The following is a 24914-nucleotide window of genomic DNA, read 5'->3' as shown; positions in this document are numbered from 1 at the left end:
CTACACAGAATTTAACGTTTTAATACTTCAAAAATTACCTTGAAATATTTTCTAAAAAATGAAGATAAGATAAAGATAAAATAAAGATAAAAAGATCTTGAAAATTTATTTATGGAGTTTCTTCGTATGCCAACCCCGCGGGCTGGATCGAGAGTATTGCAAGACATTTCTGGACTTCAAGTCTTCAAACAATGGATCAAGATCCTTCTCTTCAATTCCTTGTTGGCGAAAAACGTTGAAAAGGACGGCTTTGGAAGTATAAATGGTCTGATCTTGAAAAAGAGGCACTATTTTCTGAAAAATTATATCAGAAGAATTAAGTTCAAAAAATAGATTCTCGGAAGTTTCATCGGGTTTTTTAAAGAATCGAGTAGATTCAGGTTTGGGAGGAGATGTATCTAAAACTGAGTCATTTCGTGTATCATTGCTTTTTTTAGTGTCTGTAGTTCTTGGTGTAATTTCTGACGCTGGTGGTTCAGTGGGTGATCCATCGGAAGACGATTCTGGTATTGTTTGTTTATCTTGTCGATTATTGTCTTCTGATCTTGTGCCAGTTTCTGAATCAGAATCTGGTATTGGAATTGTTTCTGCAGTATCTGATTTCTCTGAATTGGACTCAGTAACCCCGAGTGAGTGGGCAACATCATTGTCGGAACAGAAAAGAGCAGAATTTTCCACACAATTATCTTCTGAAGCATCATTTTCAGCCCCAAAATAGGGCGCTGGAGGAATTGGATCAAAAACTTGTTCCCCAAAATAATTATCTTGGAGACCACAAATGGCACAATCATATCCAGCCACCAATAAATTGGTGTAGCCATCGAGATTAAAGTCCACTGATTTCATATTGAGGATCACTCCATGAATGCGTCGTGACCACCGCACATCAAAATCGGTGATATCACCATTAATAAAATCAATAGTTTCAATAGATTTTTGACCTATACCCAAGATAATTTCATTTCTTCCATTCCCAGTTAAATCAGTGATTAGCAATGAAGTGATTCGATCATCAAATTCAGATTGTTGGATTAAATTGCCTTTATGGTTAAAAAAATATACATGATGGTCGTTGCTCCCTACAACGAGGGTTGGGTACCCCCGATAGTCTAGAATCCCAACATCACAGGTTTTTAGTTCGGAAGTAGTTTCAAAATTCCATAATTCCGATCCGGTTGTTCCATCCAATATAGCCATGCTGTGCCCTTTGAATAAACAAATAACTTCTGGTTTTTGATCCCACGAGAGATCATCGGCTTTAAGATATTGGATACCAGCAGAAAATTCTTGTTGCCAAAGAAGAGATAATTCGGAATTTTCAATAGAAAAAGCTCGAACCGTCTTATCCCAAGATCCCGCTATTATCTCGGACTTCCCATTCCCAGTGAGATCTGCAATAGCGCAAGATGTAACAAAACCGTCAAATTTGGTAGAATATATTTCATGATATTCAACATTATCGGATTGATAAACTCGTAAAGTATGATCTCCACATCCGACCACGATTTCCGAATTTCCATTATCATTCAAATCACCTGTGGTAACGCATCTAACCCATTGTGGAAATTCGATTGCTTGCATAATCTCAAGTTTAGAATTTAAAATATAAAGATGTTTATCTTGAGACCCTAATGCGAGAAATTGTTCTCCTTCATGAATTCCAACGTCAAAACACCTGACTACACCTTTGAATTTCTTTCTAAAGACCGAACGAACGTGTTGGATAATCATAGGTTTGTGCATTCTCCCATTGGTTACTTTGGGGATATACATATTTGTAAAAAAGGAAAATGTCCTTTTTTATCATGATATCATGTGGATCTGATAAACGATACTTGTAGCTCTAAAGGCTATATAACCTATAAGATAAATAGTATTCAAACATAAATAGTTCTTGCTAAGAAAATATTCCAAAAAAATATAGAAAATATTTAACTCATTTGAGGAAGTTCAATCTTTTTAGAAATTTGATGAATCTGTTTTGCTCTTGTTCGCAGAGTTACTTCGGTAATACGAGCAACTTTTGCAATATGAGACTGAGTACGTTTTTCACCAGAATCTTTTGCCGCCAAGTATAAAACGGCCGCAGCAATACCCTTTGGGTCCTTACCTGTTCGTGCTAATCCCAAGCGCTTGGCAGAAAACAAAATTTTTCGTGCTTTTTGTTGAATGGGCATGGATAAATCAAGTTCATTTCCAAAACGATGAATTAAGCGTTCACTTAATATAGGGCGATAACGTAAATCTAATGTAGGTAGAACTTCACGTACCACTAAAGCTAAAGATTTATGGATACTTCGCATCGGAAGCAAAGACACTTCAACAATTTCTTCAAGTAATCGGGGATATTCATGAACACGGATTGCAGCATAAATACTTGCAGCAATAAACCCTTCAATAGACCTTCCCATGGTAAGTTTCATTTTAGCAGAGATTTTATAGATCTTCCATGCAGTTTCTTGAATAAAATCGGGAATTGATAAACGATTACACAAAGTTGAAAGTTTTGGTTTGGCTTCCCAATAATTTCGTTCTAGAGAATTAATTAACGAACCTTGGATTTTACTCAAACGTGCAAAAAGCGCGCGTTTTTGTGGATGCAGTTGTTTTCCTCGGGCATCTGTCACATATTGTCCGATGATTGTTCGATTTCCAAAAGATCGCCATAATGGCTCAGTTCGTCTTCGGGAATTAATTTCAGAAGCATTGTACGCACGTCGCTCTGAATTGATAAGGTGGGGTGCAATCACCATCCCACAATTAATGCAGACATATTCACACTCATTATTCAAAACAATATGGGGAGTGGAACAACAAACCTCGTTTTCAGCATGTTTAGTTTTTTCAAAATAGTTTCTAGGAACTATGAATCACCGTCGAGTCTTTTATTTTTTATATTCTCTCTATGAAAAACCACTTTAATAAAGTTATTGGACATTTTCTTATAAAAACGTGTAATCTTCAAACCTAGAGTTATTTTTCCCAAACAACATTAAAAATTCCGACAAATTTAGGTTTTTTCAAATCAGAAAATTCAAAAGAAAACTCTTATTACAAATAAAAGAAAAAGTCATAATAAACAAATTAGTATTTTTCTGCACGCTTAAAAGGAATGGTATTGATCTAAATGGAAAATAAAATATTTATGATTAAAGAAGGTAGTTTAGAGCTTATTGATAAACCGATTTTTACGACTGGGGATGCATACTTAGTCGTTAACGAAGAAGAAAAGAAGATATATGTCTGGTTAGGATCCAAATGTTCTGTCGATGAAAAAGGAACTGCGGCAGTTGAAGCCCGTCGGATCGATGATGGAAAAGTGTTTAACGGTGCCGCAAAAATCATCACATATGATGAAGGTGATGAAGCCCCCGAATTTTTGGCTAGATTGAAGAATTTGAAAATACTTGATAAAAATCTCGCAAAAACGATGTTGAAGGATGTAAAAACAGGGGAATTTGCAGATCAAGCAAATCATGTAAACGCTCTTTATCGCATTTCAAGTGAAGAATACAATGGAATTAACGCAATGAAATATGTTCAAGTCCCATTTGAAAAAAAGTCATTGGATAGCGAAGACTGTTTTATCGCCGATTTGGGCGTAGATATATGGGTATGGCAAGGAAAAGACAGTAACGTTAAAGAAAAGGTCAAAGCCATCCAATATGCTCGAGAGTTTGATATTGATCGTGCCGGAGATCAACGTCCCAAAGTATTCATTGAGGGAGCAGATGATGAGGAGTTTTTGGAAATCTTCAAAGGAAAATTACCAACCCAAGATCGGGAAACTGTTGATTTAAATGCGGAAGTTTTTGATAACCAAGAACCTGCAGGCGAGGTGAAATCAATTGACACTCCAGCAGCGGAGGTAAAACCACCTGTTCAAACAACCCCAAAGGCACCAGTGGAAACAAAGAATGGGATGCTGATCCAACAAGGCGAAGGCAGAAATCAATGTCCAAGATGCGGTAATTATAATCACAATATGATCCGCGAACAAGAAGATCGGGAACGATTGATTTATGATTATCCCCCAATCTATGCTAAAAAATATAACTGTGGCAAATGTGGTGCCGTTTGGCGTAGAGAAGAATAAAAAAAAAGCTTACATCGCCTCGAATTTATAGATTTTTTCGATATCTGGATGTAAAGAGGCACCTACGGGACAGAACTGTTCCACTTTTTTTAAATATTTTTTCAATGTGTCCAATTTTTCAGTTGTTTCGAATCGAAATATTATGAGTAATGAAATTAACCTAGGAGAAATTGGTGCTTTTCCTGCCAATACAAATCGTCTATCCATTGTCGATGTTATATTAATAGAAATCTTTGAAACGTTGAGTTTATGCATCGTACAGATCTCAAGCCAAGTGATTTCCATACAACCTGCAAAGGCCGCAAGGAATAATTGGACCGGAGTAGCAGCAGTATTATCCCCTGCACTTTCAATGGGTTCATCCATTTTTATTGTGTGATCCCCAGCTTTCACTGCGATTTGAAAATTGCTTACTTGGGAACAAGAAATTGAGGTTTTACCTAAATATAATTCAGAAGAAGCAGATGACCCCGCTTCCTTCAAATTGCTGTGAAAAGATTTTATTTTCTCATTTAAAGTTTCCATTCTCTTTGATTCAATCAACATGATTTGGTAGAAGAAAAGGCACTTTTATAAGGTTTTGAATAAAATTTTAATTAGCAATGAAAGTGAATGGAAGCAGATGAAAAATGAATGAAACGAGTCCTACTTGCGAGTATTGTCCGGAATGTGACAATTTACTTAGATATCACAAGAATGCAGAAGGGAAAGCGGAACAAATATGCTTTTGTGGTCATTGTGAACCATGTAAAAATCAACACTATCCCTTAAATCTAAAGGAAGAGGAAAAAATATGTAACCAATCAAGTTTCACACAGAAAATGGAACTTATGCACTTAACAAAACTAGAAAAGTCACTAATCACGCGCATTCTGACCCACCCCTCCTACCATCAATTGGATCCCGATGCAGAGGATTATCGCCCATTAGATTTTCTCGGAGATGCGGTTTTAGATTTGATAGTTCGCGAACAACAATTAAATAAGAACCCTCGAAAAGCCGTTGTAAAACGAAATCATTTGGTGAGTAATGCATACCTTGCTCAGATTTTTAATCAAATGGATTTGATCGTTGCGGTTAGAAAGCGTCCAAACTATGAATTAAACACCCATGACAAAGGGAGTATTATTGAAGGGTTTTTTGGTTCCTACTATCAATCTTTTGGACTTTCGGGGTGTAAAAAGCTCTGGAATCGTATGAATTTTAATTTAAAAGGAATTCCACGGTAAAAAAAAAAAAGTATGGGATGTAATAGCAAAGCTCAATCTGTAAATAGTTTTTGAATTGCTTCTTGAGGATCTTGATATCCTAACTCTTTACACAGGTCTTTTGCTAAATTAATCCCTAAATCGCGTGCAGGAAACTTCATCGGAGGATGATTTCCTAAAAATTCTGGATACCCTAGTAATATTGTTTTTAACGCCTTTTCTTTATCGGTCTTCATCAGTAGTTTCGCAGTGCGAAAAACAATTACATCTGCATATGGGGTAATAAACTGCGTTCGTAAGGATTCTAATCCTAAGGTATAATAATGAAGCGCATTTTCTTCATCACCCTTATTTTCATAGAAGGTCGCCAGAGCAATTGGTATTTTCATGTAATTTTGTTCGGTTATTTTTCCCTCTTCATATTTGATCGAAAGATCCGTTGCTGTTTTGCATAAGGAAAAATCATTCCCCATTTCAGCCAGTTCGACAACAAATCGACATAATGTTTGACCATATCTCTTACTCATTTCTCCAAGTGCCTTGTCAATCCATGTTTTATGATGTCGATACAGAAATTTCACTATGGAGGGATGACTTTCTATAATTAAATATTCGCCACGATTCGCTGCAGGATAATACTGTTGACTCTTCTCTGCATATATCACTTGAGTACCTGCAATCCAAAGCGCTAAAATAGCCATTTCCATAAGCATCTCAGGGTAAGAGTCTGGTTCAGGAAAAAGTTTTTTTAACTGTAAGAAAGCAGGCATAAACTTACTTCGAATCAGATCATCATACGTTTTTAAAATCTCCTCTGAAATTACTGGTGGTTCTGCGGTCGATACTGGAATAACCGTTTTTTCTGTAATTTCTTTTTGGATTGCTTGAAGTTTTTGACCATAATCTTGAGCCGATATTTCTCCTTTTTGATATTGTTGGATTACCTCTGTTTGCCGTTTTTGGATTTCAGCATAATCACCCATAAATTGACCTTGAGAAGGAGGTTTACTATTTGCAGCTGTGCGTAAAGCATTGTACTCTGGAGAATAAAAGAGATCTGCATTAATTCGAGCATAAATTCCAATTATTGCAGTATTAAATGCTTCAGCACCTAATTGAAATTCGTCACGAGTGGTACAATTTGCCATTTTATTCACGAGTTTTTGAATCCAATCATATATTGGTGCATCGTATCCCATTTTTGCCAGAGATTGATCTTGCTGAATTAACATTATTTGTTGTTTAAATTGTTCTTGATTTTCAATTTCACCTGAAAGGAATTTTGCCTTAACATTTTCCATCTTTTCATGATTTGGCTTCCATTTTGTCTCATCTTGTGTCATATTCGCGGCGAGCCATGAAGTAATTGTCATTTCTGCAATATAATTATTGCCACCCTTCATCATTGCTTGCCATTCACGGTTTGACAAATCTTCAGCTATTTTAATTGCTTCTTCCATGGAAAAATTATTGCATAATTGGGTTATTTTTTGCACAAATCCAAATAATCTTGAGGGATTGTCAGTAATCCCCGGAAACTGGTTATTACTAATTACTTGCTTTAACTGATCTTTTCTTGACGAGTCTAAATTAACCATAATCGAATCTAATTGTAATTTTTGATATTGAGATTGATATTCTTGAGGTGAAATTTCCTGTTTAGACATCTTTTGAGTCAATTCTTGAACTTTTGTTTGAAAAGTTGGGTCTTGGCTTGGTTGGGTCACCTTACCTTGAGCTTTAGCTATTGTTTGATCCCGCATTTCCTTAAATTTAGCTGAAAAATGCACTCCTTCCGAGATGACGGTTCCAATCTTTGTAAATTCGGGAATCTCTTCTGCCCAAACTTTAAAAAATTCTAACCGTTTACTTTTTACTTCTTGCCACTTCGATTCATCGCTAGCTTGTTCCAAGACACTTAATCCAATGTCTTCTTGATTTATGATATTAGCAGAAGAAAGTGCTTTAACCCATCCTTCTGGAAGATCTGCTTCTGTAAAAATGAATTTTTGAGCACAAGAATTGAATATTAGAGGAAATTTTGGACCTCCTGTTTCTTGAGGTCTTCGATTCCAAAAAATGCCTTTTATCTCTTTTCCAGCATTATCCCAAAATTTTCGATAGTTGGCATGTTCAAAATCCCATCCAGAATAACCTAAAAAAAGACACGAATATCTTTTTAACAGACTTTCTAAAACACGGCCTTTATTTACCGAAAAACCACTTGAACTTTTATAGGCTGAAGCGAGTGCAATAATAGTTTCTGGTTGTTCAATAGTGCCATGAATTTTGAAAACATAAAAACAAGGTAATTCTCCCGAATTCGAAATGATCTGAAAAATTTCATCAAATTCATCATTCTTAACAATTACTTGAAAGGGAACTCCGATTTCTTTTAATGCTCGCTCGATATAAATATCAAAATTTGTGGTAAAACAAGCTTTTAATATTCCTTTTTTCGCTAATTGAGCAATTAATCGATGATTTCCATTGGGTTCGGAAACATCTAAAGCTTGAAACGTTTTAAAAAAATGTTGGCCAAAAATATTGCCAAAGACTTCAAATATCCCTTCAGGGGAGAATAATTTTTCTTTGATGATTAAATCATCTGGGAGTTTAAATTCAGGAGGGACGGAATGGAAAAAGGATTCTAAGATTTCTTCAGTTAAAGTCCACCACGATGGTGCACATGTAGGTGCAGAAATGGAAATTCCGGCACCACAATATGCAATAATCCCCTTTTTTAAAATTAAGGGATCGATTGCATCCATTTGAATCATTGGAAAGGAATTAGATATCATCAATTATGGTTCTCATTTGTGAAAAAAAACCTTCTGGTATATGATCACCTGCAAAAATTAATTTGAAAATTTTTTACATTTTCTTTCGAAATTCTTCGAAGAAGGTCAAGCCGATAACGAAGATGAAGTCCAGAAACGTTTTATTGCCAGAATTGAGACTAAAAGAAGTTTGCTTCATTTTGGCTTTCTATAAAAATTTAAACCGAAAATACATTTTAACAAGGTTAAAAAGAACTAACTCTCAATTAACTACCGAAAAAAAGAAATTAGTTCTATAATTAATGAAAAAAGCAGTAAGACTGAAATTATTCGTCTTTTTCCCATCGCCAGATTGTACCACATTGGCCGCAAGTATACTTCTTAGCGAAGATTGGTGGATAGTCATATATCTGATGTTCTCGATCTTCTGTTTCCCTAATCATATTTTTCTTGTAGTTTCCACATTTTGGGCACGCTAAGCGGTTGCCCCCCTTCTGCACTAAAATTTCACTCATTTTGTTTTTCACTCAACTCGTTTTTTAGAACCTTATTGATTACATAATGCTTCTGAACAAAATAAAACTTTTGAACATTTCCTCAGAAAAAAGATGGATCATGCCAAAAAGTGGTCTCTCCAATTTTTAGATAGGAAGGCTTGTTCATTTAAAATAACACGAAACTTGTTGAAAATAATATGAGTGAATATCAAAAAAAATCGAGTCATGGAATTTCCACGGCAATTACTATTGTAGTTATAATCTTTGCCATCGGGTTCTGGTATTTTGCCTTGTATGGCCCGTTACCTGACGACCAATACAATCCAGCTACATCTTCTGGAAAATTTGAATTAATACAAACAGATTACGAAAATATAACAAAAATCTCACTTGATATACAAGCAGATGTTGGTGATTTTGACGTAGGCCTTCTCAATAATGATTCTGAAAATTTGATTAGTGCTGATTGGGCATTGGAATACCGAGTAGGCGATAGTGCGGTTGAGGATTTGGAAATCACATTTTCAAATACGACAGTTAATGAAACGATAATCATCACTTTAGTTGTTGATTATCCAGATGAGGAAATCATATTAATTGATGACTGGGACTTTACCATATACATCAATCCAAATTATGAACTTTATTCCATAATCGGAGATATAAAAGCCGGAGAACTTGATGTAGATCTTGCAAACATAGAAATGGAAACATTCATTATCGAATCCAGTGCAGGAAGCATTGATATTAATCTTAACACAGTGAATATTAGTAGTGGTGCGTATTTTCAAACCGATGCAGGAGAAATAACAGTTTCTCTCAATGAAGTTTCAATTGATGGAGATTTATCTGTGACTACTGATGCAGGAGCCATTGATCTAAATATCGAAAATATTAAATTCCAAAATGAGTCTACAATCATTTTGGATTCTGATGCGGGAGCGATTCGCGTTAATTGGGACCAAACGATTGCATTAGGTGCTGATATTGTGTTGGATGCATCTACCGATGTGGGTGAAATCGACATTGAAATCCAATCGAATTTACTAAAATATTTGGTGGGGCTTGAAACAGATATTGGAGATACCCAATTTAATCATGAGGATTGGGGAACCACGAATGGATATTACCAATCCCCTGGATTTGAATCTAGCTTACTTGATCTTTTACAAATTGACGCAGAAACTAATGTTGGATCTGTTGAAATCGATATAACATTGTAATTTTTTATTTCTATTACGTTTTTTCTCGTAAAAATCAATTCCTCAATGCATATCATTTTTGAGTCATGACCAAATAGAAAGCCTCACTGTGAAAAATGACATGATCAATATACAGTCTTGTTTCTCTGGGTTGAATTCACGGCAAGCGGCCATAGTATCATCTTGCTGGATACTATTTAACACCCACGATTCACTTCTCTCTGTACTAATATCATGTCAATATGTCTCTGTGGTCTAAAATCTGTTAATTACTCTGAATTGCACGAAACCATGAATAAACTTCGATAAATAAATACCAATTGAAAATGAATCTAATAAGATTCCAGCAGATAAGGAGATTATTAAAACAAAAAGGTCAATACAACAGGCGATTCCAAAAAATTCATACTAAAACTTTTTTTCTATTTTCATTTTTCTTGTAAGATCTATATTCCTCGTTTTCAAAAACTTATTATATAGAATTTCCAGCCCACAATTAATTCATGTTCATCCATCATCCAAAACGTATAATTTCAAGTTCCAGAGTATTAGAGTACTGAATTGTGAAAACTGATTATTTTTTAGAATTATAATAGAAAATTCTAATCTTCAAAAAATAAGAAACGTTTTCTTGGAAATGTGAAATAATATAATTGATTGGAATTTATTAAATATAAATGGATAGCAATAAGAAAAAAAATGATCAACTTTCATATGAAATTATTGAGAAGAGAATTGCTAATTTCTATTTTGAATATGGTCATGAATTGGCAATAAATCCAAAGATGAACGTAATTTATTTCTATCTTCTGTTGAAACGAAGATTAACCCAGAGAGAATTAGTTTTTCTGACTCATTATTCACCAAGTCTTATTTCTAAAAATTTACAGGAAATGCAAAGATCTGGATTAGTATCAAAGGAATCAATAAGAAAAACAAATTCTTATAATTACTATCTCAATATAAACCAGTTTTCCTTTAATTATAGCTCGCACTATAGTAATGAACCGATCTTATGTGATTTGGAATTAATTAATAAAAAACTTCAACCACTTATCAAAGAAGCCAGACCTGGAAGTGCATTATTAAGTTTTAGAATTAATGAAATATTATTACTACGAAATCATCCTGAAATAATAGGAATTCAAGAACAAATTGAAAGCATTTATCAATCCAAATCAGAGTTCGTAAAAAATGAAGTGATGGGTGAGAAACCGATTGAATTTGATCCCATAGTGGAACAATTAGAATCTCAAGTAATCTCAATACTGATGAAATCAGATTCGCTCTTGATTAAAAATAAAAAATCTTTTAGTAATATTTTTGCTTATTTCTATACAAGGAAGATTTTAACTCAAAAAAAGATTCAAGAATTAAGTGGATATTCAATTGGCAAGATTTCTGAAGCTCTAAAATATCTAATAGAGGTATTAAATGTCCGAATTATTCAACCCTCGACTAATTCTCACCCAAGATTACGATATTATATTTTGGATTTTATTCAATATACAGAACTTCACTCAGAGATAAGTCTATTACACACTTTGGACAGATATTTTCCAGATTTTAAGCAATTATTTCAAATATTAACTGAAACTTCATGGGTTGATTCACAAGATAGAAGATTTGCCCAATTATATACCTTCCTTCATAGATATCTCCTTCCTAAATTTGAACATTATGAATTTCAGAAACAAAAATATCTTAGCAGTTTAGAAAATTTTTATCAATATTGTGTTTTAAATCAATTAGATTTACAAAGAGTTACTTTTGATCTTGAAAGTAAAGCACAATATGTTTCCTAAAATTATCGATTGAATTTGAACAAGAGTTCACTTTTTTTTCTTTCATCCTTTGAGAACAATTAACATTATAATTTTCTTTTATAAAGATCATTTTGGAATATTTAGACTCAATAATTTTTTCGGGTATTTAATCACCAGATTTGATATCTTGAAATTCTAAATGGAGAGAACCAAATCTAATAAAGCAATTGAGATGGTAGAATATAAAAATCAATAGCTATTTCAATTTTATATAACGATGAATCTATTGAGAGGATTGTATTCAACCGATACGTTTATAACCCTCGAAAAAGAATTAATCACCGAACTTCAAATTCCTAATAAAATTAATACCATAAATAAAAAAAAATTGTGATAAAGCTAATAATTCCGTGTTACTAATCAGTTAAAGGAAAAATGTCTTCATTGGATACAGATCCTTCAATAACATAATTTCCCGATCCATCGTAGTTTGACCAAAAATTACCTTGTTCTGAATCAGTATTATACCACAGATTACTGGCATTTTCATCATATCCGTGATTTTGATCTAAAGCTGCAAATGATAAACCATTATTCAGAAATCTATTACAGTATGCAAGATTATTTCGTGAAGAAAGTACGAATGACAACCCATAATTTGCATTGGATTCAATCATATTTTGCATGATTACATTGCTTGAGGAAGTGCGTAAATTGATCCCATCCCCTGATGAATTTTTTATGAGATTATTTTGAATGAGATTATTTTTTGCTGTATTCAAATGAATCCCTTGGAAGAAAAAGGAACATGTGTTGTTTTTTATTTCACAACTATCCGAGAGAATCAAATTTATTCCTGCTCCATCATTATTTTTTGAAGTACAATTGTTCCCAATAATCTTTGCAGTCCCTGCAACAACATTTTTAAACCGAATGGCAACATAGTTGGTTGAAATGGAACAGTTGATGATGATAAAATGTTTCTGTGTATTTTCTACAGCAATTGCAGGTTCATGTTCACCAGAGGCATCAATTTGATAATTTGATATAATATAAGGATCATTTTCAGATCCACTTCCCGCTCGTTTAACACTTCTAAAATCATCATCGGATAGAATTTGAATTGGATCATGCATTTTCATCCTAAAATTCGCATTATTGGAAGAATCGATAACCAAATAGGTGACAATACTACCAATACCAATAATTATCCCAATTCCCAAAATCATTATTAACTTTTGTTTTAGATACTTCATTATAAATATGAAATTGTGGAGAGATAAAAAGCAAAAGCAAACTCCAAATAGGGATTGTTCAACAAATCAGATGATAATTATATAACTCAACTAAAAAACATGAATGTAGAAAAAATGGAATAGTTTGTTAAACTTTATTCGTGATTTCCAGATATAAATAGTTCGAGTAATTCAAGGGATGATCATCCTAAATTTCCTACATCAATTATTCTTTGTCCTATGGATATATTTTGTTTGATGATTCGTTTTGATCAAATAAAAAGGATCAGTATTTTTATTAGCGGTCAATTTCTACTTCACCTATGGATAAGAAATGGACGATTTCGCCTTTTTCCCTAAATCGACAAGTTCTCAGCGATGTTTATGATGAATTTCAAAAAAAACACTATATGACAGGGTTAATGGAGCTAGATATTACGCAAGCTCGAACGAAATTACACCAGTACACTCAAAAATCCGGAGAAAAAATATCATTTACAGCTTGGATTCTACGATGTATTGCTAAAACAGTTGAAAAACATCCAAAAGTAAATGCTTATCGAATTGGAAGAAGAAAACTAATACATTTCCATGACGTTGATATCTCTGTCATGGTAGAAAAAGAAATCAAAGGAAAAAAAATCCCTATTCCTGTTTCAATCAAACAAGCGAATACAAAATCTACACTGGAATTATCAAAAGAAATTCGAAACGCGCAACTAACAGAATATGAAGAGAATGATCAACTCTTATATCAAGGCAAGTTAATGAAACTTTATCCATTCATTCCTAAATTTATTCGTCAAAGAATAATTCGTCATATGATTTCAAACCCAATGACCTATTTTCGGCAGGGAGCAACGATTATAGTAACTTCAGTAGGAATGTTTGTTAAGTCGAAGGGATGGATTTTAGGGTTTGGAGGATTAACTACACTCAATATAGCCATCGGAGGAATTTCCAAACGGCTCACGAAATTGGAAGATGTTATTGAAGAACGGGAATTTCTCAACATTACCATCCATTTGGATCATGACATTTTAGACGGAGCACCAGCGGCACGATTTGCCCAAGAATTAGAAGATTTAATTACATCAGGTTATGATATTCCGGTTTAAAAAAAGTTAATTATAGCGCAAAATCAAAGAATAGCTTCATATTTTCAGTTCGGATAAATCCAAAATTATCAATCAACATTTGAATTAAATCTAACAATTCTTGACCACGTTCCCGGGTTTTTGGATCGGTTTTTATATATTTATACTTTGAAACACCGGCCCGTTTCCGTTTCCGAAGGAATAACTGATCCAGAATCTCTTCAAGAGTTAAACCCTCCACGGTAGATTTTGTATCGAAAAATAGGGAGAAAATAACTTCTTTTTCAAGATCATTTTGAACCAAGGAATTAATTATCATTTGAATCCGATTTAATAAAACCGTTTTTTCCATGAGAATTTCTTTGCGTTGTTGTTCAACCTTGTTAATTTTTCCTTCAGCGTCAGCAAGTTGCTGGCCCAAAATTTTCAATGCATAATTCAATTGAGTATAATCAATACGCGCATTCGTACTCGATGTGACGGCGGTTTTTGGATTATGAAGCATTTGTTCCATACCTTTTGCCAATGCTTCTGGAGAATTTTCAACATTCAGAGAAAAATAATTAGGAGTCAGATCAATTTGGGCGAACAAGGCAATTTTTCCGCTAATTTGATAAAATTGTTTTTTTTGATCTCCTTGAGAATAAGCCATTTCCACCACACCAAAATTCACAAGTTTATCAAGATGTTTTTTAATCGCTTGTTTGGAGACCCCCAAATCAATGGCTAAATCAGACGCATAGCGAGGAAATTTAGAGATTTTTGATAAAATTTTTCGACGAATGTCATTACCCATCAATTCGAAAAAGGATTCTTCGTTAAAGCTACCATCCGATCGAAACATATTTGATTGGTTTTTAGTAAGGATCATTGAGGTGTTTGTTTTTAAAGGATGTTCTGAATCAATATCAGATGGTTTCGAACCATTTTTCTGGGCGGTCATAGTAGGTTAACTCCAAATACATGTCTTTTAGATAGTAAAAAAAACTTTAGATCGGATACATCAATGAGGCCATCTTAACTGTATAAATCTTTGGACATTGATCCATCCAATTTGTTGTAAGCGCGTTCAGATCGTGCAGAATCATGCACAACAATCTCCATTGCTTCATCAAAGTGAGATTTTTTGATAAGGATGGATTGTAATTCGTCTTCCTTCAAATCCAGAAAATTATTCCCTGAAATATAAGATCGAATTGCAATTTGTACAGCTCCAGAGCAAAATGATTCAATATCAGCTCCCGATTTTCCTTCCATCGATGAAGCAAGTGAATTGAGATCAATATCAGGATCAAGAGGTAATCCTTTAAGATGTATATTGAAGATTGCAACACGCGTATCTTTATCGGGCAATGGGATTTCAATTTGTTTTCCAAATCTCCCAGCCCTCATTAAAGCGGGATCCAAAATATCAGGACGATTAGTGGCTGCCACTAAAACGACATCGTGTAATCGCTCCATACCATCAATTTCAGTTAGAAGTTGTGATACAATCCGTTCCGTGACTTGATTGCTTTCTCCACGGCCACGTGTAGGAGCAATTGCATCGATCTCATCCATGAAAATAATGCAAGGTGCGGCTTGGCGTGCTTTTCTGAAAGTTTCTCGGACAGCTTTCTCACTTTCCCCAACCCATTTGGAAATAAGTTCTGGACCTTTAATGGAAATAAAATTTGCTTCGGCTTCATGGGCTAGAGCTTTTGCGAGCAAGGTTTTTCCAGTTCCAGGCAAGCCATACAAAAGAATTCCTTTAGCAGGTTTAGTTTTAAGATATTTATGAATATTAGGAAATTTTATAGGCCATTCAATTGCTTCTTGCAATTGCTGTTTAGCATGCTCTAACCCCCCAACATCAGCCCATGTTTCAGTAGGAGCACTAATTAAAACTTCACGTAAGGCTGAAGGTTCAATTCCAGCCAAAGATTTTTTGAAATCATCTTGAGAAATGGTTAATTTGTTTAGAATATCTGGGGGTATAACTTCTTCATCTAAGTTTAAATCAGGTAAAATACGACGTAGGGCGATCATCGCAGCTTCTTTTGCCAAAGCTTGCAGATCGGCACCAACAAAACCATGTGTTTTTTCCGCAAGGTATTTTAAATCAACTCCATCCAATAATGGCATCCCTCGAGAATGTATCTGAAGAATTTCCAAACGACCCTCTTTATTCGGAACTCCAATTTCAATTTCCCTATCAAATCTCCCGGGTCGGCGTAGCGCCTCATCGAGACTGTTGGGACGGTTTGTGGCACCAATAACAACAATATTACCCCTTTCATCAAGCCCATCCATTAGAGCAAGTAATTGTGCAACAACACGCCGCTCAACTTCACCTTGCACTTCTTCTCGTTTGGCAGCAATTGAATCAATTTCATCTATAAATATTATCGAAGGAGCATTTTCTTTAGCTTCTTCAAACACTTTCCTTAAGTTTTCTTCCGATTGCCCATAAAATTTAGACATTATTTCTGGCCCACTCAATGTTATAAAATGCGCATCAGTTTCGTTGGCCACTGCACGAGCTAATAATGTTTTCCCTGTTCCAGGAGGTCCGTATAATAATAATCCTTTAGGAGGTGAAATGCCTAAACGGTTGAATAATTCAGGATGACGAAGAGGTAATTCAATCATTTCTCTCGTTCGCTGAATGGGTTCGGATACACCACCTAAATCTTCGTAAGTGGTCCTAGGAATTGTACGCTCTAACGATTTTGCTTCAACAGGTTTTCGATCCACCTGAATTTTAGTTCTTCGGGAGATTTGAACCGCTGGAACTTTGGGAGTAAAATTTTTCACAACAAAATGAACTGAACGCCCAATCAAATCAAAACTGATCGTGTCTCCAATCATTACAATCCTATTTTCTAAAATTTCAGCAAATACCGCCACATTTCGCACGCCAATATGCTTATCAACAGGAGCAAAAACTATTGATTGTGCAGGAGAGACGTCAATTTTGCGGATAAGAACGCGCTCATCAATAGAAGCCTTCAAATTTCGACGGATTGATCCATCAATCCGAATTATTCCGGTACCATCATCTTCAGAGTACCCGTGCATGATAAGAGCCACGGTTTTCTTCCCTGTGACAGCATTTTCTAACATAACACCATCTCCAGAGTGAAGTTTCAATTTTTTTTGAATTTCGGGATCAACACGCGCAAAACCACGTCCAGCATCACGACGACGTGAATCGCTAATACGTACAAAAGTTTCTTTGGGGCTCTCTTTAGGATCTGTCATTTTTTTTAGGCTCTGTCATTTTTTTTAGACTCTGTCATTTTTTTCTTTAATATACTATTTAATTAGTGTGAACTTAAAGTAATTTTAGTTTTGGGAGTTTTCTTTGCTTTGCATAATTTAATTTCGAGAATACCATTTTCATGATGAGCTAAGGCACTCTCAGGATCAATTCGTGGTTTTATTTTGATGTTTTTTTTAAAAGTTTCTCCGATCACGATTTCAATTTCATGAGGAGATCCTGCAATTTCAATATCTTCATCACCTACATAAGCGGGAATTTCGACAGCAACAATAAATAAAGCATCATCTTCATAAAAATCAATATAATCCGGTTTTTTGGATGCATATTGCTTTATACGTTGCTTCATCTCCAAATGCTCAAGATATTCATGGAATTTTTTTAAAGTCTCTTTATCTAAATCCCTTAATAAATCGACCGATCCTCCTTCCAGTTTTTCTTTGAGCGTATCCCACACCAATTCAAGGGATTTTTTATTAAAAGTATCATGAAAACTAAATGTGAATATTTCTTCATGTTGAGAGGGTAAGGGCTCAAAAAAATATTTTAGCTCGGTACGAAAATCGTCATCTTTCATAAGATGATTGAGTTTTTTAATGACTGCTTCGTCAATTGAGTCGTGTTTTTGATGAGGTTTTTCGTCCATTGAATTAGCTCCTTTTATGTACAAAATATACGAATTGTGTGAATAAAAACTTTCTTTGTATGAAAAAAGGAAAATTAGTTAATTTCTATGCGGCTGGTTTTGATTGTGGATTGATCTTTTAATATAGTTATTTCCAAAACTCCATTTTTATAACGAGCCTTAACAGAATCTGAAATATAATTTTGAGGTAAGGTTATAATTTCAACATAATCCAAAGCTTTCAATTCAAGTTCCTTTGAAGAAATTGAGATTAAGGAGATGTCTTTTTTATCAATTCCGGGAAGCTCAATCACAATTAAAAAGTGATTTTCTTCATCAAATATATCGACAAAAGGCTTATTGTTTTTATTTTCTAACATGATCTCTTCATTTATGGGAGAAGAAGCAAATTTTCTGCTTGTGAAATCCGCCAATAATTTATTAAATTGTTCTGAGATTTCGGGTTTTAATTCACCATTCACTTTTATCTCTGGTTCATCCATGCCTGATTTAAATCGGTAGGAAATAGAATAGGAATCTTGCGAGTCTTCACTACCCAAGTTTAAATTTTCAAACATTTTTTTTATAATTGCATCAAGTTGATCGAAAATATCTTCCATATCAATATTATATAGACAATGTAAATATTTAAGTATTTGCCAACAAAATGTTAACAATGTAAGAAACTTTCAATTTTTGTTTCTATTTTTTTTTCACTTCTGATGGAAGGTAGATCGTAAAAGTCGTCCCCTTCCCAACCTCGGAGTCAACTAGAATAATTCCATCATGTTTCTTAATAATAGAATAACACATTGCTAAACCTAATCCCGAACCGCTTTCTTTTGTAGTGAAATAGGGATCAAATATACGTGGAAGGAATTCTCGAGGAATTCCGATACCAGAATCTGAAATGACGATTTGAACGTATTTTAATCCCTTGCGTTTAGCAAAATTGTGATCACCGCTAGAGGCAATGAAATTGCTTGCACTTATTTTAATTGTTCCCCCATGAGGCATGGCTTGTTTGGCATTGATAACAATATTTTGAATAACCTGACTTATTTGGCTAACATCGACATTTACTACATCAAGATTTTCATCAATTTGCGAATCGAATTGAATGTTTGATCCCCGTAATAAAAATTGTACTGTGTCTGAGATAATATGGGAAATCGATTCGGATTTTTTAATAGGAGCACCTCCTTTAGAAAAAGTTAACAGCTGCTTAGTTAATTGAGCAGCTCTTATACAAGCACTTTCGGCTTCATTTATTAATTCCCGTAAAGAAGATTGATGATTTTCAATTTCTAAAGATGCAATAGATAAATTCCCAATGATGGAAGTCAAAAGGTTATTAAAATCATGAGCAATTCCACCAGCTAAAACACCTAAGGAATCCAATTTTGAAGTTTTAATTATTTCTTCCTCCATTTTTCGTTTCTCAGTCACATCAAGGATGATGGAAAGCCATGCTGGTCTTCCTTCATAAGAAATTTTCTTTGAATAATCTTCAATCCATTTTATCGTCCCATCCTTAGTTTTGATTCGATAAGTATATTCAAGTAAATGATTCTTTTCATGGTTCTGATCATCATCAAATAACTTAGTGACATAATCCCAATCATCTTTATGGATTAATTGTAAATTCTCATCTTTTCCCCAAGAATCACGCTCCTCTTGAGAATAACCAGTGATCGTTTCAGTGCCAAGATTGCTATATTTTGTTACACCATCTTGAGTGACGTTAATTCCAACAAAAGTCTGGTCAGAAATAGCGCGAAATTTACTTTCAGATTCTTCAAGGTTTAAAATCGCATTTTTTTGTTCAGTAATATCTAAAATTACACCTTGAATTAATCGCCCAGAAATAGATTCAATAGGTTTGGAATAATGGCGAACCCATCGAATTTTCCCGTCTGAACGTATAATGCGATATTCCTTAGCTCCAAAGTCACTTTTTCCTAACATTTTTTGATCATGAAGAGCAAGAAAATTGTTGAGATCATCAGGATGTACAATTTCACGCAGCTTTTGTTCAACATCCCAATTTGTCACATCATTTACAGTATATCCTAAAATTTGAGCAAATCCTTCATTCACGAAGACAAAAGACTGATTTTTTATTAAAAACATCCCCAAAATGGACTGCTCACTCATAGTACGGAATAACGCCTCACTTTCTTTGAGAGAATATTCAATAATACGTCGATCAGTAATATCCTGCACCATAGACGCATAACCTAAGAGATTATCACTCTCATCAAGAATCGGAGTGTTATACCATTCACAAATTATGCGATCTCCTGATTTTGTTAGATTTTCATTAATGTTCGTAGAAGGAGTTTTTTTAATCTGCAAATCCTGCAGAATCGACTCTATTTCATCTTGAAGATCTGCAGGAACAAGTAACGATTCAATATTTCTTCCAATAGCCTTCATCTTTGGATATCCAAAAATTTTTTCTGCAAAATTATTCCATTCGGTGATTTTTAGGTTAAGATCATATTCAATTACTGCAATTGGTATATTTTCAAGAATAAAATTTTTTTTTTGATTTTCTTGGGTTTGGGCAATTTCACGTGTTTTTTGTGTTGTGTGATTTGAAATACAACCAGTTAAATACTCAAAGGAACCGTCTTCATTAAATACAGGATTACCAACATCCCTAACCCAAAATTTCGACCCATCTTCCAGCTTAATCTGATAAACGAGGCAATAGGACTGATTCTCTGCAATTGAATGGGATATTATATTCCGGATATATTTTTCGTCAGATTGGGATATTAGTTTAGAAAAATCTAGAGAGTTAGAAATGAAGTCATTTTTGATCTTTTCAAATAGTGGTTCATAACCTCCTTTAAGAATTTCCAGACCCCATAAGTGGTTTAAGTTAGATCTATAGAGAATAACGGCAGTCTTCTCAAGAAATTCAGGCCATTGATTATGGACTTGAGATGGGGTTAATTTTTTATCATTATTTGATTGTATCTTTCCTGATTGCTGAACCATAAAAATCACTAATATCCTTGAAGAATGTTAAAAGCTAAAATGTAATTAGGTATTTGAAGTTAGTTTTTCATAAAATTTTAAAAAAAATTTTTTTTTTCAGAAATTATTTTAAGAGACAGTATTTTTTTTATAATTGACCGATGAAAAAATTAGTCAAGATACTTAAAAATATGTATTTAACTGGAAGCGATGATAACTTCCTTACAATTTCAAAAGATCCCTACTACATTCAAGTTAATGGGGCAAAGAAAGCACCTAAAATCTTTATTGATGCAGTTTCTAACTCCCATCTTGCAGAAGAAGAATTTTTATCAGAAGAGCAACTTCAGAAATTTGCGGAGTTAGGTTTTGAAACAGAACCGAGGAGTGGAAACCTATCTTTAGAAATGGATTTTTCAGTGGAAAAAGCGCCCGATATTGATGAAAAAATAATAAAGGCGTTAGATATCTACGGAATTGATCCTCACAAAGCAGAATTTGAAGAAAATATTGATTAATTTTTTTTTTCCTTATCCCTCTTTTTAGCTTTGATATATATCATTAAATACAGTCCTATTAGCATTATGACCATACCAATTATATGATAACCTTTGATAGGTTCACCAAGAATGATAAATGAAAGAAGTGCAGTAATAACGGGACTTGGAGTTACTAAAGCACTGGCATAACTTAAATCGATGAGGGAAATACTGTTATACCAAGACAAATGCATTAGAAAATAGGTCCCTCCCATTAAAAAAGCAAAGAATAGGTGATTTATTTGGGTGAAAGAATGCAAAATTATTTGCAACCCATCATTGAATACATTTACACAGAATATTGTTAGTGTTATGACACCAGAACGAATAAAAATGACTTGAGAAGGCGGAGCCAGTTTCCTAACAAGCAAAGGTTTAGTAATTGCATGTCCAATTGTCCAAAAGAGAGGTGTTATTAAACACATCCCAAAACCTAAAGAAAAAGCATCCAATTCAAATTTTCCTTCTGTTCCTAAATAAAATAAACCCACAAGCATTAAAAAGGTTAAAAAAATCTGTTTTATGTCAAATTTTTCATGAAGAAAAAAAAACCCTACAATCATAGCATAGATTGGAGAAGTCTTTAATGCAATTGAGCCAGAAACACCGCCAGCAAGAGTTAAACCTTCAATATAAAGATAGGTCGCGAGTGAAAAAATTAACCCAACCAAGACTAAACGTGAAATAACATTTTTTATCGGCAACTTTTGGAAACTAGTCAAATCAGATGTAATTGGAGTAAGCTTTCTTTTCTTCATGTCCTTTATAAAAAATGGTAATGACAAGCAACACTCGATCAAAGACATTAAAAAAACAAATTGTAAAGCGCTTAAATCTTCCGGACGAGAAGAGTTGATTATTGGATGAACCCCGTTCCCAACTAATACAATTAAGGCAAAAATGATTCCCCATAATCCTTGAAATGATGTTTTAGAATTAATTTCTTCATCATCAATATGTAAAGCGATTTCTGATCCCATTCTGTTACCGAATACAATGTTCAGAGGATTAAGATTTTTTTTAAAAAATTGGTTGGTAAAAATTTTTTACGATGCTTCATAACCTAAGGACATGGTTAAGCTTTTTAATAATAAATTTCAAATCTTTAATTTCGTGAGTGAGATTTTGGGACAAATAATTGATTCCAAAGGTCAAAAACTCCTAACATCAATCTCTGATGTGAAAAAGTTGGAAAAAAAAATTAAAATTAAGCTTCTTGGTGATTTGACCAAATATCTTGCTGCAATTAAAAGAATCATACCCATTTTAGAGAATTTAGACCTTTATTACTTACCCAGTGAATTATTTTCTGAATGTAAATTAATTCATCAAAATTTAGGAAACAATATCTCAACTATTCGTTCAATCCAATCTTTGTATAAATATTCTAGTTTTTTGGAAAAATTTTATAACGAAACCAGCAAGATTGAATCAAGCATCCTTTCCACATTAGATTCATTTTCATCATTGTTATTTAATTCACCCTATAATATACAACATCCAGATCTCTTACCAAAAAATAATTCACCCACTCAAAAACTTCCAGAGATTTGGTATACAATTGAATGTTTAAAACAAGGAACTGTTCATTTGAACATATATCCCGTCTCATGGATGAAAATTTTTGAAGAAATTGGAATTTTAGAAGAAGAGTTAAAATCATTGCAGAAATCCACTAAAAATCAAAATATTCAATTTTTAGAACTTTTTACCACACCAATAATTTCTGACCACGCGACTTTGTCTTTAGATTATTGCAAGCAAGAATTTTTATATTTACTTTATTCTAAAGAAGCGATCCAATTATCCTACCCTTCCTTTAAAGATAAAATCCAGAAAAAATTAATTGCTAAACAACTGGAATTATATTTAAATCGGCAAATAAATTTTGAAATGAGTTTAATCTCAAAAAAATATGGCATTCTCTATGTGTTTAACGAACAAAGTATTGCTTCCAAAGAAATTCCACATAATATTAAACTCCAATTAGAAGAGTTTCAAGATCAGATTACACAAAAAAAACAAGGAGATCTGAATGCAGCAAACAAAGAACTTCAAAAATTTGGAGGGCAGTTTTTCCAAATATTGGATGCACTGGAGAATTGGAGCCAAAAAATTGCCCCTATTGTTCAACCGTGGAAACAAATTTTGAGAAAAAATCAAAACATGATTAACCAACTACGCGGTGAAATAAATCGCAAGTTGAATGATTTTGAGGAATATTCTGATTCAGTTCAAGAAAATAATGTAAAATTGGAGATTGAACAAAAGATAAGCAAACAAATTGGGCGATTAGAAACATTACTTCTCGATTACCAAAATAAAACTACTCCATATTTGGAAAACCTACCAGACTTAACCCCCATGAATGAATTAATTGAAGATTTCAACACACGAGCTACATCTCTTAAAGAACGCATGAATAAAATATTTAAAGAATATAGCGAGAAAAAGATAAACATCAGTTCATATATTGATTCTTGGGAAGAAAAATACTCCGAAATTCTGAATCGCTCCAAATTTTCCTTAAGAACTTCCCTTGTTCAATTATTTGATCAATTTTCAGGAGTTTTGGAAAAAGAAGGAAAATTATTTAATATTATTCAGGATGTGTCTACTCCCAATGAAAATTTTGATCTTTTTTCTACCAAAATTGTCTCCCCAGAAGGTTTTTCCGAAAAAGATATCCGTCTGCAGATAGAAAAAATAACGACCAAACTAGCAAGTCTCGATGTGCGTAAGCAGAAATATGAAGAGGAGAAAAAAAGGTTTTTGTCCCTTCTTGAAGAGAAACTTAATGAAAAAGGTTTAAAATCAAAAAAATGCATAATTTGCCATAAATCGGTTAAAGTGGCAGAAGATAATTATATAAAATGTGAATTTTGTGATTCTTTAAGCCATTATACATGTGCGGTTTGGTGGATTCAAAAATATAACTCCTGCCCTGTATGCCATAATAAGTATACAGTGCCTGGAAATGAGTTATTTGATCCAAATTCATTTGAATCTTAATTGGATGATTAGTTTTTCAAAGAATTAATCTTTTCTTGAATTGGCTTAATTTTTTGGGAATCATATCCAATTTCGTGGAACAATTCTATAAGATATTCATAACGAGCCAATGCTTTCGCGGTTTTTCCTTTTAATTCCAAATTTTTTGCTTTTTCTTCAATCATGACAGCACGATCAATTTTTAACTGGAGTTCCGGAGAAGGTCGATTTCGGAGTTCTTCCTCTAATTGTTTAAGGCGTTCCTTTTCTGCAAGAATTTCCTGTGCTCGGATTTCATAATGTTCTTTTTCAAGTCGAAGTTTTTCTTCTTGGAGTAAGGTTTTTTCTTCCAATTCTTTCTTTTTTATTTCCATATCTGAGGCTTCTTTTAGTAACATTTCTGCTTGTTGAGTCCATCCAAGTGTCTCAAAAATCTTCGATGATTTGATGTACAACTCTGCTGCTTTAGAGAATTTATTTTTCGAAAAAGCATTTTTTGCAAGAGCCATTGTATCGTTAGCATCAGTTAGCATTCGTTCTTCTTCTTTCTTTTTTGCCTGAAGAAGTTGCATTCGTTTTAATCGCTCTTGTTTTTTTCTTTCTGCCCAATCCATTTTTTTCACCTAGG

General features: G+C 33.7%; 20 protein-coding genes. 7 read left to right on the top strand and 13 right to left on the bottom strand.

The window, feature by feature from the left end; translation table 11 throughout:
• Positions 1–105: 105 nt before the first annotated feature.
• Both NEF87_RS20565 and NEF87_RS20560 read right to left on the bottom strand, forming a co-directional pair.
• Positions 106–1731, bottom strand: a complete 1626-nt coding sequence (locus NEF87_RS20565) for a hypothetical protein (RefSeq protein WP_457917299.1) — start codon at positions 1729–1731, stop codon at positions 106–108.
• A 200-nt stretch (positions 1732–1931) separates the two neighbouring features.
• Positions 1932–2753 (bottom strand): transcription initiation factor IIB, encoded by an 822-nt coding sequence (locus tag NEF87_RS20560; protein WP_371803391.1) that lies wholly within the window; start codon positions 2751–2753, stop codon positions 1932–1934.
• 374 nt (positions 2754–3127) lie between these two features.
• On the opposite strand from NEF87_RS20560, the gene NEF87_RS20555 reads away from it, so the two are divergent.
• Positions 3128–4096 carry a hypothetical protein gene (locus tag NEF87_RS20555; RefSeq protein WP_457917298.1) on the top strand — a complete coding sequence of 323 codons (969 nt, stop codon included), beginning with the start codon at positions 3128–3130 and terminating at the stop codon, positions 4094–4096.
• Positions 4097–4105: 9 nt separating this feature from the next.
• Here the strand turns inward: NEF87_RS20555 and NEF87_RS20550 are convergent, their stop codons facing one another.
• The gene (locus NEF87_RS20550) at positions 4106–4642 is read right to left on the bottom strand and encodes an OsmC family protein (RefSeq protein WP_371803389.1); all 537 of its coding nucleotides are present in this window, start codon (positions 4640–4642) and stop codon (positions 4106–4108) included.
• An 83-nt stretch (positions 4643–4725) separates the two neighbouring features.
• Between NEF87_RS20550 and NEF87_RS20545 the strand changes: the two genes are divergently transcribed.
• Positions 4726–5325 (top strand): ribonuclease III domain-containing protein, encoded by a 600-nt coding sequence (locus NEF87_RS20545; RefSeq protein WP_457917297.1) that lies wholly within the window; start codon positions 4726–4728, stop codon positions 5323–5325.
• Between the two features lie 32 nt (positions 5326–5357).
• Here NEF87_RS20545 and NEF87_RS20540 read toward each other — a convergent pair whose 3' ends face one another.
• Entirely contained in the window at positions 5358–8105 is a 2748-nt protein-coding gene (locus NEF87_RS20540; RefSeq protein ID WP_457917296.1) for an SIR2 family protein, read from the bottom strand.
• A 305-nt stretch (positions 8106–8410) separates the two neighbouring features.
• Positions 8411–8599: a hypothetical protein gene (locus tag NEF87_RS20535; protein ID WP_371803386.1), complete on the bottom strand. Its 189-nt coding sequence runs from the start codon at positions 8597–8599 to the stop codon at positions 8411–8413.
• A 179-nt stretch (positions 8600–8778) separates the two neighbouring features.
• Here NEF87_RS20535 and NEF87_RS20530 point away from each other — a divergent pair, with 179 nt between their 5' ends.
• Positions 8779–9804 carry a hypothetical protein gene (locus NEF87_RS20530; protein ID WP_457917295.1) on the top strand — a complete coding sequence of 342 codons (1026 nt, stop codon included), beginning with the start codon at positions 8779–8781 and terminating at the stop codon, positions 9802–9804.
• Between the two features lie 656 nt (positions 9805–10460).
• Positions 10461–11588: a MarR family transcriptional regulator gene (locus NEF87_RS20525; protein WP_457917294.1), complete on the top strand. Its 1128-nt coding sequence runs from the start codon at positions 10461–10463 to the stop codon at positions 11586–11588.
• A 377-nt stretch (positions 11589–11965) separates the two neighbouring features.
• On the opposite strand, the gene NEF87_RS20520 is transcribed toward NEF87_RS20525, so the two are convergent.
• Positions 11966–12805: a NosD domain-containing protein gene (locus tag NEF87_RS20520; RefSeq protein WP_457917293.1), complete on the bottom strand. Its 840-nt coding sequence runs from the start codon at positions 12803–12805 to the stop codon at positions 11966–11968.
• 302 nt (positions 12806–13107) lie between these two features.
• On the opposite strand from NEF87_RS20520, the gene NEF87_RS20515 reads away from it, so the two are divergent.
• Positions 13108–13902 (top strand): 2-oxo acid dehydrogenase subunit E2, encoded by a 795-nt coding sequence (locus NEF87_RS20515; RefSeq protein WP_457917292.1) that lies wholly within the window; start codon positions 13108–13110, stop codon positions 13900–13902.
• A gap of 10 nt (positions 13903–13912) precedes the next feature.
• On the opposite strand, the gene NEF87_RS20510 is transcribed toward NEF87_RS20515, so the two are convergent.
• From NEF87_RS20510 to NEF87_RS20490, 5 genes are all read right to left on the bottom strand, one after another.
• Positions 13913–14824: an ArsR/SmtB family transcription factor gene (locus NEF87_RS20510; RefSeq protein WP_371803383.1), complete on the bottom strand. Its 912-nt coding sequence runs from the start codon at positions 14822–14824 to the stop codon at positions 13913–13915.
• Between the two features lie 74 nt (positions 14825–14898).
• On the bottom strand, positions 14899–17124 hold the full coding sequence (locus tag NEF87_RS20505) for a CDC48 family AAA ATPase (RefSeq protein ID WP_457917291.1): 2226 nt from the start codon (positions 17122–17124) through the stop codon (positions 14899–14901).
• A gap of 62 nt (positions 17125–17186) precedes the next feature.
• The gene (locus tag NEF87_RS20500) at positions 17187–17789 is read right to left on the bottom strand and encodes a hypothetical protein (RefSeq protein ID WP_457917290.1); all 603 of its coding nucleotides are present in this window, start codon (positions 17787–17789) and stop codon (positions 17187–17189) included.
• A 74-nt stretch (positions 17790–17863) separates the two neighbouring features.
• Positions 17864–18388: an Hsp20/alpha crystallin family protein gene (locus NEF87_RS20495; protein WP_457917289.1), complete on the bottom strand. Its 525-nt coding sequence runs from the start codon at positions 18386–18388 to the stop codon at positions 17864–17866.
• An 82-nt stretch (positions 18389–18470) separates the two neighbouring features.
• Positions 18471–20777: a PAS domain S-box protein gene (locus NEF87_RS20490; protein WP_457917288.1), complete on the bottom strand. Its 2307-nt coding sequence runs from the start codon at positions 20775–20777 to the stop codon at positions 18471–18473.
• A 140-nt stretch (positions 20778–20917) separates the two neighbouring features.
• On the opposite strand from NEF87_RS20490, the gene NEF87_RS20485 reads away from it, so the two are divergent.
• Complete coding sequence (locus NEF87_RS20485) at positions 20918–21274, top strand: hypothetical protein (RefSeq protein ID WP_371803378.1); 357 nt, start codon at positions 20918–20920, stop codon at positions 21272–21274.
• Here the strand turns inward: NEF87_RS20485 and NEF87_RS20480 are convergent.
• A complete protein-coding gene (locus NEF87_RS20480; protein WP_457917287.1) occupies positions 21271–22275 on the bottom strand; it encodes a DMT family transporter in 1005 nt (334 codons plus the stop codon). The genes NEF87_RS20485 and NEF87_RS20480 overlap by 4 nt on opposite strands.
• 91 nt (positions 22276–22366) lie before the next feature.
• Between NEF87_RS20480 and NEF87_RS20475 the strand changes: the two genes are divergently transcribed.
• Positions 22367–24307 carry a hypothetical protein gene (locus NEF87_RS20475; RefSeq protein WP_457917286.1) on the top strand — a complete coding sequence of 647 codons (1941 nt, stop codon included), beginning with the start codon at positions 22367–22369 and terminating at the stop codon, positions 24305–24307.
• Between the two features lie 8 nt (positions 24308–24315).
• Here the strand turns inward: NEF87_RS20475 and NEF87_RS20470 are convergent, their stop codons facing one another.
• On the bottom strand, positions 24316–24900 hold the full coding sequence (locus tag NEF87_RS20470) for a hypothetical protein (RefSeq protein ID WP_457917285.1): 585 nt from the start codon (positions 24898–24900) through the stop codon (positions 24316–24318).
• Between the last annotated feature and the right edge of the window lie 14 nt (positions 24901–24914).

Origin of the sequence: Candidatus Lokiarchaeum ossiferum (assembly GCA_025839675.1) — an archaeon.
Lineage (GTDB): Archaea > Asgardarchaeota > Lokiarchaeia > Sigyniarchaeales > Promethearchaeaceae > Lokiarchaeum > Lokiarchaeum ossiferum.
The sequence above is the reverse complement of the archived record's forward strand: the minus strand, read 5'-3'. Positions and strand labels throughout refer to the sequence as shown.